This window comes from Planctopirus sp. SH287 (genome assembly GCF_056500625.1).
The window spans coordinates 809,892-823,654 of the sequence record NZ_CM151403.1 but is presented as its reverse complement, the minus strand read 5'-3'; the positions used below and the strand labels follow the sequence as shown (position 1 = coordinate 823,654).

The window sequence follows — 13,763 nt, the reverse complement described above, 5'->3', positions numbered from 1 at the left end:
AAGAACGCGGGAAGCGAGGAATAATGAATTCACTGAAAGCGAACAAGGTGAGATCCTTAGCAACACTCGCTTCTAATACTGGCGGTTTATGCCGCTTGGGATTGTCCAGCCTTCATAGCCCCTTCCCCCAAGCCACCAATTCCACCCAGACCTCCAGCTGTTTTTGAAAATGCGATAGAAACAACTTGACTGACCATTAATTCCGTAGCGCCCGATTGTTGTAACACGAGTTGCTGTGCCCGATTGCCCAATGACTGCCGGAATGTTTCATCTTGCAACAGAGACCGCACGACGCCCTCTAACTCACTTCCAGAAGGGACAACTACCGCCGCATCAGCTTCCAATAATGCGGCGACCGTTTGCCGAAAGTTCTGTGTGTTAGGCCCAAACATGACCGCTGCGCCATATCCCGCAGGTTCTATCATGTTTTGCCCTCCCCGATTGGTCAGGCTTCCACCGACAAACGCCAAATCCGCCATCCCCCAAGCATCACCTAACTCCCCCAATGTATCGAGAAGTCGAACCAGCGGCTGTGAGTTTGAGACATCCAAGACATCAGAGCCTGTTGAACGTCGCCAGGCTTGGCATCCCTGTTCACGAATCAACTCGGCCACTTGCTCAAATCGTTCCCGATGTCGAGGGACAACCACAAGTTGCAACTTGGGAAATTCACCCCGGAGAGCCTTCCATGTTTCAATCGCCAGCGACTCTTCAGGATGCTGGGTGCTCCCGGCGATCCAGACCAAATCACCTTCCTTCAAGCCAAAAGAGTCCCTCAATGCGATGGTTCGAGGGTTTTTCCGATTCGTTTCAATGCGGTCGTACTTAATATTTCCCATCACCCTGACGCGATCCGCAGGAACACCCAGGCGAACAAACCGGTCGGCATACTCCTGAGTCTGAGCAGCCACAACTGCAATATCTCTCAGCAGCCACCGGAAAAACCACACGCCCCGGACATATCCCTGAAAACTTCGCTGGCTTAATCGTCCATTGGCAATCATGACAGGAACCTGCTTACGGCGAGCCGCCAGCAGGAGGTTTGGCCAGACTTCTAACTCGACCAGAACAATTAAGGAGGGTTGCAACTGACGGATGGCCCGCCCAACGCTCCAGGAGAAGTCCAGAGGAAAATACTTCACCTCAATCGATGAACTCTCCAACTGAGCGACCATCCGGGTCGCCACTGCATGACCTGTTTGAGTCGTCACGGTCATCACCAATCTCGCTTGCAGATGCCGATTCAACAACTCCAGCAAGACCTGTTTCAATGAAAGGACTTCACCCACGCTGACCGCATGGATCCAGATCACCTGTTGAGAACCAGACTTGAATGTCGCATCATTCGATGCCGACGATAATCGAAGATCGCCAAGAACTTTTTCCCGAAACCCCTCTCGATGCTTTCCATGAACGAGGCGATTCCAGAGAATCCAGGGGGTGGCGAACAGGAGCAGAAACAGATATCCGACATCCAGACATCGGCTCACCACGCGATCCATAACTCGCCCCATTGCGAAACCGCATCCTGCGATTCGCTATCCTTTCAGGCCAGGATACGCTTTATGCGGCATCATGGCCCAAATCACATGACCTGAGAAATTGACGGTCGGCTCACGACTGACCGATCAAGCTGGCCAGATGCCATCGCGGGATTGCAATCAATTTCACGCAGAGCGTCAATTGGAACTCTTCTGTTATCCTCTCCTCTTTCAATGAGAAGAGATACCTGGCTCCGTGTGCCAATCACCAGCCAGCATGACAGACACCATTCACAGCTAAAATCTCTCACTGCAAAAAGTTCTCGCAGCAAAAACTCATTTCGCAACAAATGCCCAAGGAGATTCTGGAATGAATACGCCTCATCATTGCCTCCAGCAGCGTGTTTTCCTGAGCGTGGCCATCTGGCTTGTGGCTTTCTCATGGGTCACTCCTCTGGTGGCAGAAGAACCAGCCACCCTCCGCGTGATGAGCTTTAATCTGTGGCATGGTGGAGATGCCGGGAAGCAACCCTTGGAGCAATCGGCGAAAGTGATCCGCGCGGCACAAGCCGATCTGGTGGGCTTGCAGGAAACCCGAGGCAACGCAGCGAACAAACAACCCCGTCCCGATCGGGCGGCGGAACTCGCCAAAATTCTTGGCTGGCATTACTTCGATCAAGGGGGCAGCACGGGCATTATCAGCCGCTATCCCATCAGCAAAACCTCAAAAGACCATTGGGGCGTCAAAATTGATCATCCCAGCGGCCAGCCGATCTATCTGTTCAACGCCCATTTCATGCACATCCCTTACCAGCCTTATCAACTGCTGAAGATCCCTTACGGAAAATATCCATTCATTAAGACGGAAGAAGAGGCCATCCAATTTGCCAGGCAGGCCCGTGGAGGGCAGGTTGAAAAGATGCTCAAAGATCTGCAAAGCACCATAGAAGAGAAGTCAAAAGAAGAAAACGCTCTCGTTTTTGTGACGGGGGACTTCAATGAGCCATCCCATCTTGACTGGACAGCTTCCGTCAAAGCTGCTGGTGGATGCCCGGTGGCTGTCGCCTGGCCAACGACCAAAACCATTATGAAGGCTGGCTTTGTCGACACCTTCCGTATCGCACACCCCGATCCCGTTAAAGCCCCCGGAATGACGTGGACACCGCTGACCAAGCCCAACGATCCCAAAGACCGCCACGATCGCATCGACTTCGTACTCATGAAACAGGGCCAGGGAAAAGTGCTCTCTGCTCAAGTCGTCGGGGAATCTCCCCAATTCGCTGATATCGTTGTCTCTCCCTACCCTTCGGATCATCGCGCCGTCGTCAGCACGATTGAACTCCCAGCAAATACCTCTCAATAGTGCGGTGCACTCAACTACAGGGCATCACCACTGCGATAGCGGGTGGGATTCCAGCCGGCGGCCAATTCGACCAGCGTCTTGAGCATGTTCGGATCGGTCGCGGTCGCCACCACACGCGGCAAGCGAATCATATCGGCCTGCTCATCCAGCCATGTTTCACCGAAGTGAACCCGTTCACTGGTATCTGTCCAGATAGAATCGCCACCCAACAAACGGGCAATCTGTAAGGAAACCGGGTAGTCATAAACATTAGGGGAATGGATCAGCGAACCGGCGAACTCCCCCGACGCCATCAGTTCATAGATACTTCCCGGCATCTCATCGGGAGCCACACCCTCTAGTCCTGCCTCAGTAATTGCCTGGGCAGCAGCGATATCCCGCTTTTGAAAGCCGATGACATAAACTTTCTTCGAGGTGGTTTCCCGGTGCAGGTCAGCCGGCGGCAGACTGCGGACAACATCCGTCGCTGGACGAGACCAGTCGTCGGCCCCGCTCACGACACGGTCAGGAGTCGCTTCCACCCACCACCCCTGATCCCCCTTTTCGGGGATATAAACCAGAGAATAAATCACCTCAGTACCTGTTCGCAGATGAAGCATGACGGCATAACCGTTCCCCGTCTGATCGCGATACTGTTTGGTTCCATCAATCGGGTCGAGCGAAATGACAAACTCGGATTCCGTGGCAAAAGCCGCCAGATCTCCTGTCGACTCTTCCGCTTCAATCCGGCAATGGCGAAAGATAGGGTCAATGTCCCGCAGCGCCGCCACCAGTAATTCCTGAATCGTCAGGTCAGCCAGCGTGAGCGCATCCGTCAAAGCACTTCCCGTGGTCTTGGTCGCGACCCCAATGTTGTGTGACCGCAAACGACGGGCGATGGCCCCCGCCCATCGCAACACGGGAGGAAGATGAACCGATAACGCATTCACCAGAAACTCAGGCGGCATAAAACTCGTTCCTTTGAACTCAACCATGACATCCAGAAAGCATTCCGATTCAATAACGGACTGCCTGGAATGTCCTTCGGCCGAGAATCTTGGGGGCGTTTTATACTGTCTGCGGCCACCAAATCTTTGCTTTTCCTGATCATGCCCCGAGGAGAAATGTATCATACATGACCATGTTTGGCATCACCGCCTCAACCACCACGGCGTTTTGCTTTTTCAAGCTGGAGGTTGATACTGTTAGAACCACTTTCGATTTGAATCCCCTCCTGGAACTGGTAGGTTGCCGCAGGTAACGACTCTGAGGCGGGAGATTCCGAACCAGTGGCCGACGGAGCGTTCGATCCGGGCTGACCTGACACTTGTACTCTGACCTGATGTGTGCCGATCACCGCTCCAGTCTGGCCGCCGTTCAATGCCAGTGAAAACATTCCGTCGGCTGATGTGTTGCCGAAGGAACTTGGGCCGCTGGCTGGGTTAAAGAGAATTCTTGCCCCGGCAACCACCTCACCATTGAGCGTCACCCGACCATCTACCGGGGCCAAAGGAGGTAGGGACTCCGAACTACCGCATCCCACAAAGCAGAAAAGTACGGGCAACGGGATTGTCAGAAAGAAGCGACTTGAAGCCATCATGACACGAGGTTCCGTGAGCTAAGAAAATGCGAAAGTGTTTCGTCAAACCTAAAAGGCGGGATTGAACAGGCTGTTAAGTCCGACAACGAAGGACGTTGCGGCGACATCAACCTGAAGTCAAAGCCGAGACAAAACACTAAATCCAAAAGAAATTAGAAGACCGAAAACAAGGCCGCTCGCCTCGATATAGAGAAGAGGCCGGGATTTGATGAGGAGATATTATCGCCAGTGCGACACGACTCCGCGGGGGAACCGTGGCCACACATCAGGAAGCCACTGTCTTCACTCATTTTTTGCCCACTCGCAGTAGGGATCTACTGTGAGGATTCGCGGTAAAAATCCACTGTGGACTAAAGCAGTCGAGCCAAACTTCTAAAACTCGCCCACGGGAACGCCGTCAGCTTTGGAATTAATGTTCTGCCAGAGTGCGTAATTGATGTTTTCCGAGAGAAAGCGTACAGAACCATCCGCGAATGCGACATGCGCACCACCAGTGTGGGATGATATCACTTTGGTGTTTCGCCCGTAAGGTGCGACACTCCCATAAACATTAATAGGATCACGACTATTAATGCTCCATCGAGAGGTTGTAATGCTATGCGACCAATCGCCAGGAATACCGGTACCACCGTTCCAGAGCCCCCCCATATATCCAAATGCGCGACAATCTTTGTTCGTCGCAGTGCAAGTCGGGTCGGCATTTGACTGCTCGACAACCATGATGGTATTGGACGTCCCGTCGGTGATCTTCGCGATGTCCACTGGGGGCACAGATTCCATGGTAAATGATGTCGAACTGGCGCCATTGAAAGCTGTAGACAAAATAATCACACCCGTCCAGTTGTGCCGCCCCCCATGTTCAAAGCCACGCCAGTGAGAGGGGAAAGGAACGTCTCCCGTGGAAGGGTCTTCGTAGGAGCCTGAATTCCCTGCATAATCCGCAATTTGAATCGAACCCCCTGTTCCTGCGGCAATACCAAGAGCCGTTGCGGTAGGACTATTGATCGTCTGCGGTCGAGTGGTGGACAGAGGATTTGACGGACAATTCACACCAGGAACCCGTGTGGAAGTCATTGTGGTCCAGTTTCTGGCGACTCCATCCTGAGCACTGAAATCATTGCCATTAAAATCCAGAGTGTTGAATGCGGGAGCCTGATCCATCATCGGGAGAATCCGAACCATCCAGGACGCCGACCTGACACGAGTCGCCACTGCTCCCGTTTGAGGAAAAGCCGCAAAAGGAAACTGGCGGCTCGTGTCGTGATAGTTATGCAGCGCCAACCCAATCTGCTTGAGATTATTGCGGCATTGGGTTCGCCGGGCCGCTTCTCGTGCCTGCTGCACGGCGGGCAGCAGCAGCGCAATCAGAATCGCGATAATCGCAATCACCACCAGCAGTTCAATCAGCGTGAAACCGTGTCGTCTACTCATTCTGTGCAATTCCTGAGCAAAAAAAAGTTAGCAAAACAAACAATAACCATTTCCTCACATCGACTTGCGAGGAGTTCATCAATCACTGCAAATGAAATACCAGCGAGTAACCAGAAGTTTCACTGACTGATTAAATGCACGAAAGTGGGTCTGGATGACACGATGGTCACACAAGACTCGGGGAGAATTACTTGAAATCGCTCATCGAATTGATTATACGCACAACACACTCCTCTCTCCAAACTCCTTCCGACTGACAAAGGAACTATGATTTGCCCATAAAATAGTCAGCCTGAGAGCGAAAATCATACAACACGCCCCACAGATTGCAATAGTGACTCCTTATATGAATTCATCTTAATTGTGATTGCAGACCGATTAATCAACGCGTCAGAACGCAACTTTTAATCAATCGAAATGACTATAAACACAAACCAAAAACGCTCACATTGTGCTGGGATACTGTTTTGATGGCGGGGTGGCTCAATAAATCTGGGTGACGGATGTCAAGGAAAACATCACACTACAGCACAAACGTCGATGTCCTCCGAGCCTCTCGGCACTCAAACCCATCTTCCCCTCTATCGAAGTCTTGCCCGATGCCCAACTTGAATCTTCAAACAATTGCCAAATTGGTTCAGATCCTGGCAGATGTGGGAGACCCTTCCTCCGAAGAGTCTCTCAAGGAACGTAAAGAACGGCTTGTTTCGGAGCTTGGTCGATTAATCGGAGCCGATGTCTGGATTTCGGTCACCGGGGAAATTAATCCCGATGTTCCAGGCGACGCCATGTACACCAGCCTTGTCGACTACGGCTTTCACGACGAATGCGAACGCACCGAATTCCTGGGAATCACAATCCATCCCAAGCTGGCATCGATCGTCAACAAACCCCTCTATGACGTGATGATGACCCGTAAACCTCTGACACAGAGCCGCAACCAACTGGTTTCTCCTCAAATCTGGAAAGATTCTGGACTGGAGCAGATTTGGACGAATGTGGGATTTGATGATTTCATCATCTCGGTTTATCCCCTGGGATCGTCTGGACACAGTGGTGTCGGCTACCACAAAAGATTGGGGACATCCCCGTTTACTCCCGATGATCTGGCCCTTGTTCAACTGGTCTTTGAGAACGTGCTGTGGCTCCATCACAGAAAAGGTGAACCGGCTGCCGCGAAAGACGTTGTTCGTCTTTCGCATCGGGAACGGCAGGTGATGATCTTCTTGATGGAAGGAGATTCCAAAAAACAGGTGGCTCAGAAAATCGGGATTAGTGAGCATACCGTTGGTGACCATCTGAAAGAGATCTACCGCAAGTTTAATGTCAACAGCCGTGGCGAGCTACTTGCAAAGTTCATTACAGGTGAGGAAGCGATCTAACCCCCGCGTTCACGGGGGTTCCCTTCCCTCCATGAAACTTTATGATCTCGCCCATGCCCCAGGACACTGGCGCTGACCACAGGACACTGGCGTTGAATTAGCCAGATGCCGCTAACCAAGCCAGGCTTCGTTGCATCAAGAGTGACGAAAGTCGTCTGGCGATTTACTGATTCGAAATCGGGGAAATTAGCCAAGGCTGAGATCGCCCCGTCTTCTATCTTTGAAGGAACCACACCTATGTACTATGTACCGCCAATTTCTATTGTCGGACGAGTTCTTGTTTTCACGGTCACTGCCATGATCACGGTTCATCACTGCGACAAGGCCAGTGCGCAGAACGAGAGTAATTCCTCGGGATCAACAATCACTCTCTATATCCCGCAAGTTTCCTCACCATCCGGCAACCCAAATCAATGGGACTATCTTGGGCCAGCAATGACTCTTGCTGAGGCGCAAGAGAAAACCGCCAAGTGGCACCAGATGAATCCGAATTCGTCGCGACTGACTCGCGAAAAAAGTGTCATCCAGCGAATCATTCCAACCATCCGCCCCAAACCTAAAGAAGACAACCCGCTAGAAATCAAGCCCGTCTTGCCGGGGTATATTGAAACGCCAAAATCGATCTGGTCAGAGAAAAAAAACCGCGTCTGGAAGATGTGGCCGGAATGGCAACAACCTGATGGTACCTGGAAGGAAATCCCAGGAAAAAGCCAAACCTATTCCGAAGCCAACGGCACCGCCGAGGTCAATTTTAAAGAAAAGTTGGCGATGTATGAGAAGGCCATCGAATCAGAAAACAATAAGAAGGAGCGAGAAGCCGCTGAACAGCGCAAGCAAGGAATACCGGCAACATCTATAAAACTGAGAGTAAGATACTCCGAAGCACGCAACGAGCTAACAACGCAAAAACAACCATCATCGGCTACAGCATCACCAGAAATCACTTATCGTATTGAGACGAGAGAATATACCGACCAAACTAATCAGAAATGGCAACCCTGGGGTGACTACGGGCTTTACCTTTGGCATACTGCCACTCCTGACAAAGGAAGAGATTTCAAAGCACTTGGCACAACAAACCTGAGCCTAGCCACAGCACGAAACACGATCATAATGCTCAAGGCAGACAATACAGAAGGGGCAAGGCAATTTCCAAACGCCTACCATCCAATGACTCAATATCGAATTGTTGCCAGTGACGGAAGAGTTGTTGAGTAGGAGTACAAAATGAATAGATTGACCCTTACTCGGTTGACCATGACTGCTTGACTCCCTGCGGATAAACACCTCATTAGAAGTGAATACTGACAAGTAGCCTTGGCTCGAAAAAACACGATTATTTAGTGGCGTAAACAAGCCATAGAACCACGGGTTGCCATGCGTGCTTCCTCACCCCCTGACTCCTCTGAGCTGATAAATGTTTTAAGATATAACAACACTCCACATTCAACCATAGTAAACCCTTACATTGCAACATAACGGAGACCATACATGCCCATCTTGGCATTCGACAATTCGACAACAACACCAGTAAAAATGTACAACATGTTGCGTTTTTTGTTCGCCATGCCCCTCATACTCCTTGGAAGCGTCAACGGTTTTTTGTATGCGGCAGCAGATGACACTCCCCGTCTGGCTGTTGTCACGGTTTACTGCAAAATCCACACAGACAATAAAGAGGAACCTGGGTCTTATCATGTAGTCGTGAAGAAATCCGGTAAAACCGTGCTTGAAAAGAAAGCGTGGGGTTACCGGGAGAACTGGGACAATGGCACGGAGAAGTCTGGCACGGGTGAGAATGTCGCAGATCTGAAATTGCCTACCAAAGGGCCTTACACCATCGAAGTCAGTATCGACAATGGTTCAAATATCGATGTAGACCACGAGTGGTGGGTCGAAATTGAAGACTCCGAAGGCAACGAACTCAAATCAACTCATGGGCCACGTGAGCACTGGAAGAGCGGTGTCAAGCAAGGTAGTTATAAAGTCAGTGTCAAACCTGAGACCTAGAGCAATTCTAAAATTGATTTGCTATCACTTCTCCGTCGCTGTTTTGACAGTCATTAGATAAGACTGCCACTTCAAGTTGCCGGGCCTTACTGGACACCGCTGCGTGTTTATTGAGAAGTTCAGGGTGAAAAATCGATCAGACTCAAAAACCGAAACCTGATGAAGAGTCAGGCGTGTTCAAAGTGCTCGATGAGACGGCTTGCTACGGGGATACCGGTGGTTTGCTCGAAGGCTTTCCAGCCGGGGACGCCGTTGACTTCCAGTATCAGCCATTCGCCGTCAGGGCGTTGAATCAAATCGACGCCAGCGAAGACTGTTCCCACCGCCTGAGCCGCCCGCACGGCCAGCGCGGCCGTCACGTTGTTCAGCTCAGCCTTGGTTGCTTTGCCACCTAAAGAGACATTGGTGCGAAAGTCGTTGGTCGACCGCCGCTCCATCGCGCCCAGCGGCTCACCATTGAGCACCAGCACCCGCAGATCTTTTCCACCATGGTCGATCCACTCCTGTAGATAGAGAACGGCTCCGGTACGCCCCAAGGTCTGCGATACCCGCCACAGCAATTCTGGATCACTCAGCCTGAAGATTCCTCGCCCCTCTGAGCCAAAGAGCGGCTTGAGCACCACATCGCCCTTCAACAGATGAAAGGCCCCGACGGCTTCACCGGCGGTTTCACAAACGCACGTGGCGGGTGTGGGTAGCCCGGCTTCAACCAAGCGGGATGTCGTCAGATATTTGTCGATGGCACATTCCAGCGAGCGAGGCGAATTCACGACCTTGAGGCCGGCCCGTTCCGCCAGTCCCAGCAGGTTCATACGCGTCACGACCTGTTCCAGCGATCCGCCAGGCATCGAACGCACCACCAGTGCGTCGAGGTCTGTCAGTGTGAGCCGCCCGGCTCGTGACTGCTCAGCACTTGGGTCACCAGCAGCATCCGGCTGTCCAGCCACTGAAACGCAATTCCCCTTCACTGTTCCCAGACTCAGGCCGGAAAGCTGCGAAAATTCCAGAGGAATGACTTCATGTCCACGCCGGGCCGCTGCCAGTGATAGCTGCTCCAGTGACCAGTTCCCCGGCTGAGCAAGGACTCCGAACCGCATATTGAATGCCTTACTCAGACAACCTGTGGGCAGAAGTCAGTTCGACAAGCCGAACGATTGAAGAACCAGTGCCTCGTTCAGTTCGCCCGCCACATGCACCCGCCCTGTGTCCAGATTATGAACAATGATCTGAGCCGGGCTGAAGAGCAGCTTGTCAATCTGATAAAAGTCGCGACCGGCGGCTTCATAAATCTCAAGAAACGTCTTGCCATAAACTGCCGCCGACGACGACGGCACCCGAGGAAGAATCGCCGCGATCGATTCATCATCGCCCGTCATCATCAACGTGACTGTGGCCCCGTAAAGAATCGCATCGTTGGTACGGCCAATCCCCTGCAAATCATTGGCAGCCACTGGCGGGAGAGGCGTTGAGCCAAATCCACTGCGAACCCGGTGAACATCAAAGCCCAACTCCAGCAGCTTATGCAGAGCCGTTTCTACCGACCGGGCTGCCACCTGAAAATTACCGGCCACCGACGAAGTGGGGGCCACCAGCAACGTGATCTCTGAGGGTTCAACCCCTGTTTTGGCAGCAATTTCTTCAAAAATCGTCTCGGGAGGAAGCTTCGCCGTCTCCAGCACTCCCACCACGCGTTCGGACTCTTCTTTGTACCAAAGCTTATCAAATAGCGGCTCAATCCCGGCCACAGCCCGCATCGGCCCACTTCCCATGGCCTGAAACTTGCCACTCGAAAGCTGCCAACCGGCATATTGGCTGTAAAGGCAAGCCGCAACAGGATAATCCGTTTCAACAATCACGTACGGCCACTGGAACTTTCCCAGCAGCATCGACTGAATATTGACGCTTGCCAGCCCCGCCATGCAGACTGTCGATAAAACCTGGCCCGCTTCTAACGAACCTTCGGCCTCGATGCCAAAATCCAGCAGCAAACCCGTCCCGGCACTTTCGTGAGCAATAATCCGGAAGTGGTCGGGCGATTCGACCACATCTTCAATAATCGACATCGCCAACTCATTGAGTTCCAGATTCATACCAGACTGCTTATTTCAAGGAGCAAGTGTCCACCAGCCCCGTCAAAAAACGGTCTGGCATATCGACAGAGAAGGATCCTGACAAAGTGTAATCGCTGAGCGACGTCTCTGCGAGAATGCCGCCTCTTTCCTGCCTGAGTTTGAAGCCGGCTTCTTCTAAAAAGTCGAACGCGACCGCCTTAGGCCATCATCAACCGCTGCCACAAAAAAGCTCAGGCTATCGGCAGTCCGCACGATAACCTGAGCTTTTTAAAGAAACAGACACGAGACCTTATCGGTCATCATCTCTGATCAATCACGACTTTGAATCTTACTCAGCAGACGCAGAATTTCGAGATACAGCCACACCAGCGTGACATTCAAACCATGGGCCGCTAACCACTCATAACTTTTGGGAAGCTGGTGCGTTGCGGCTGAGTCGATAAAGTCAAAATCCAGCACCAGATTCAAGGCGGCGATGATCACGCAGAACGCTGTAAAAGCAATCCCCAGCATTGAGGAATCCTGGACGAACGACATCCCCTGAAATCCGAACATCCCCAGCACGATTGAAGCCAGATAAACCAGCCCGATCCCACCAGTCGCTGCAATCACACCCGTACGAAAACTGGCAGTCGCACGAATCAGACCCAGCTTGTAGGCCATCAGCATGGACGCTGCGACACCCACAGTTGCAGCAATCGCCTGCACGCCAATTCCGGGATAGTTGGCATCAAACAAGGCCGTGGCTGTCCCCAGAAAAGCTCCCTGGCACAGAGCATAGACCGGAGCCAGAATCGGGGCTGACCGATTCCAGAATTGCAGAACCAAACTGCTGACCAACCCGCCAATGGCCCCACCGACCAGAAGCAGCATCATTGTCCCCTGAGGGGCATCTTTCGCGTAACCGAACGTCACCAATCCCAGACCAGCCGTCAGACCAACCAGCAGAATGGCCTTGTTCACGGTGCCAGAAACGGTCATGACCGAAGAGGACGACAGGCCACCCTCTTGTCCCCAACGCTCAAACGTATTTTCGTTCAGAACTGGATTACTTGTCCGCATGTTTGGCATTTTCCGTAAAGTGACAAAGAAGCCCACGACATCACGTCGCATTGCCGCAATACTGAAATCTTACGACAGGGAACTCTCATCTGACTGCCTCAGCATCATTTTCCCGAGGCGAATTTTGAAAGTCCCAACTTTAGCATGTCGAAAACCAGCACGTTTGAACAGATGCTTCCTGCGAGAATTTCGCCTGTCGCTTGGCTTTCCCGATGAAACCGCGATGCTTTGTGCCATCGGAATTGTCGCCGGAGGATCTTGTCGCGTCATGCTGGGATATCATCTGGCGTCGCCCGATCTCTCCTGCTGATAGTCCAATGTCCCCCCCCGTTCCTCAAAACGGCCAGATTCATCAGTCTTTTCGTTGAAGAAATTCCCCGGCATGCCGATCCTTGAAAAAACGTATACTGTCGAAAAATATCTGGCGGGTGTGCGTGTCGATAGCTTTCTGATCAAGCACCTTCGCAGCTACACCAGTTGGCGAATTCTGCGAATGGTGGCAGCTGGGCAGGTGCAGATAAACGGTCAAATGGCCACAACGACTCAACGCGTTCACCCCGGCCAAAGTGTCTCGATCCGCTTGATTGAGCCACCTGATCTGATAATTCCTGCTGAAGCCACACCGCTTGAGATCCTGTTTGAAGATGACTGTCTCCTGGTTGTCAACAAGCCGGCGGGGTTGATTGCTCATCCCACGGGCGAGATTCCTGATGGCACTCTCATTAATGCCGTTCAGCACTACCTGGACTTGAAGTCACCCTATCCGGGCCTGGATCGCCCCGGCGTGGTTCATCGGCTCGATCGTGACACCAGTGGCGCCATTGCTCTCTGCAAGGAACACTTATCGCACCGGCTACTTTCGATTCAGTTTCAACGCAGCCGGGTTTCCAAGATCTACACAGCTCTGGTGGAAGGGGTGCTCACTGATGACGAGATGGTTATTGATCTCCCCATTGGCCGGGCTTCAGGCTGTTCGAGTGCGTTGATGTCCTGCAAAGCCGACTCACTGGAGCGACAAGCCTCAAAGACATCCATCAAAGTGCTTGAACGATATCCAGGCCACACACTGGTCGAGGCTCGACCACGCACAGGACGCATGCACCAGATCCGTATTCATCTCGCGACCATCGGACACCCGATCACAGGCGACGAATTCTACACCTTCGGCGGAGAGATCATCCCACTCCGTTGGCCGGAAGAAAAACGTCAGCCAATTTCATCACTCATCGGCCGACAGGCGCTACATGCGTCAACGCTCTCTTTTGCCCATCCCATTTCAGAGATCTGGCAGGACTTTCACGCGCCGCTTCCCGCTGATTTATCTCAAGCGATTCAATCCGCTTTGCGACCAACGATCACAGCAACCATTCGCTCCTAAGCCAA

12 protein-coding genes are annotated in these 13,763 nt (G+C 52.3%); 5 read left to right on the top strand and 7 right to left on the bottom strand.

What is annotated here, in order from left to right; all coding sequences use genetic code 11:
- Positions 1 to 86 precede the first annotated feature (86 nt).
- The gene (locus tag SH287x_RS03060) at positions 87 to 1,514 is read right to left on the bottom strand and encodes a 3-deoxy-D-manno-octulosonic acid transferase (protein WP_479516975.1); all 1,428 of its coding nucleotides are present in this window, start codon (positions 1,512 to 1,514) and stop codon (positions 87 to 89) included.
- Positions 1,515 to 1,851: 337 nt separating this feature from the next.
- Between SH287x_RS03060 and SH287x_RS03055 the strand changes: the two genes are divergently transcribed.
- Positions 1,852 to 2,844 (top strand): endonuclease/exonuclease/phosphatase family protein, encoded by a 993-nt coding sequence (locus SH287x_RS03055; RefSeq protein ID WP_479516974.1) that lies wholly within the window; start codon positions 1,852 to 1,854, stop codon positions 2,842 to 2,844.
- Positions 2,845 to 2,858: 14 nt separating this feature from the next.
- On the opposite strand, the gene SH287x_RS03050 is transcribed toward SH287x_RS03055, so the two are convergent.
- The 3 genes from SH287x_RS03050 to SH287x_RS03040 all read right to left on the bottom strand — a co-directional run bounded on the left by SH287x_RS03050 (position 2,859) and on the right by SH287x_RS03040 (position 5,854).
- Positions 2,859 to 3,791, bottom strand: coding sequence for an inositol monophosphatase family protein (locus tag SH287x_RS03050; RefSeq protein ID WP_479516973.1), 933 nt, complete (start codon positions 3,789 to 3,791; stop codon positions 2,859 to 2,861).
- A 191-nt stretch (positions 3,792 to 3,982) separates the two neighbouring features.
- Positions 3,983 to 4,423 carry a hypothetical protein gene (locus tag SH287x_RS03045; RefSeq protein ID WP_479516972.1) on the bottom strand — a complete coding sequence of 147 codons (441 nt, stop codon included), beginning with the start codon at positions 4,421 to 4,423 and terminating at the stop codon, positions 3,983 to 3,985.
- Positions 4,424 to 4,795: 372 nt separating this feature from the next.
- Positions 4,796 to 5,854 carry a DUF1559 domain-containing protein gene (locus SH287x_RS03040; protein WP_479516971.1) on the bottom strand — a complete coding sequence of 353 codons (1,059 nt, stop codon included), beginning with the start codon at positions 5,852 to 5,854 and terminating at the stop codon, positions 4,796 to 4,798.
- Positions 5,855 to 6,453: 599 nt separating this feature from the next.
- On the opposite strand from SH287x_RS03040, the gene SH287x_RS03035 reads away from it, so the two are divergent.
- The 3 genes from SH287x_RS03035 to SH287x_RS03025 all read left to right on the top strand — a co-directional run bounded on the left by SH287x_RS03035 (position 6,454) and on the right by SH287x_RS03025 (position 9,246).
- On the top strand, positions 6,454 to 7,236 hold the full coding sequence (locus tag SH287x_RS03035; protein ID WP_479516970.1) for a helix-turn-helix transcriptional regulator: 783 nt from the start codon (positions 6,454 to 6,456) through the stop codon (positions 7,234 to 7,236).
- 105 nt (positions 7,237 to 7,341) lie between these two features.
- Positions 7,342 to 8,454 (top strand): hypothetical protein, encoded by a 1,113-nt coding sequence (locus SH287x_RS03030; protein ID WP_479516969.1) that lies wholly within the window; start codon positions 7,342 to 7,344, stop codon positions 8,452 to 8,454.
- A 273-nt stretch (positions 8,455 to 8,727) separates the two neighbouring features.
- On the top strand, positions 8,728 to 9,246 hold the full coding sequence (locus SH287x_RS03025) for a hypothetical protein (RefSeq protein WP_479516968.1): 519 nt from the start codon (positions 8,728 to 8,730) through the stop codon (positions 9,244 to 9,246).
- A 167-nt stretch (positions 9,247 to 9,413) separates the two neighbouring features.
- On the opposite strand, the gene SH287x_RS03020 is transcribed toward SH287x_RS03025, so the two are convergent.
- The 3 genes from SH287x_RS03020 to SH287x_RS03010 all read right to left on the bottom strand — a co-directional run bounded on the left by SH287x_RS03020 (position 9,414) and on the right by SH287x_RS03010 (position 12,380).
- The gene (locus SH287x_RS03020; protein WP_479516967.1) at positions 9,414 to 10,343 is read right to left on the bottom strand and encodes an ATP-grasp domain-containing protein; all 930 of its coding nucleotides are present in this window, start codon (positions 10,341 to 10,343) and stop codon (positions 9,414 to 9,416) included.
- 36 nt (positions 10,344 to 10,379) lie between these two features.
- Positions 10,380 to 11,336, bottom strand: a complete 957-nt coding sequence (gene mch / locus SH287x_RS03015; RefSeq protein ID WP_479516966.1) for a methenyltetrahydromethanopterin cyclohydrolase — start codon at positions 11,334 to 11,336, stop codon at positions 10,380 to 10,382.
- Positions 11,337 to 11,627: 291 nt separating this feature from the next.
- Entirely contained in the window at positions 11,628 to 12,380 is a 753-nt protein-coding gene (locus SH287x_RS03010) for a Bax inhibitor-1/YccA family protein (RefSeq protein WP_479516965.1), read from the bottom strand.
- Between the two features lie 382 nt (positions 12,381 to 12,762).
- Between SH287x_RS03010 and SH287x_RS03005 the strand changes: the two genes are divergently transcribed.
- Complete coding sequence (locus tag SH287x_RS03005; RefSeq protein WP_479516964.1) at positions 12,763 to 13,758, top strand: RluA family pseudouridine synthase; 996 nt, start codon at positions 12,763 to 12,765, stop codon at positions 13,756 to 13,758.
- Positions 13,759 to 13,763 lie beyond the last annotated feature (5 nt).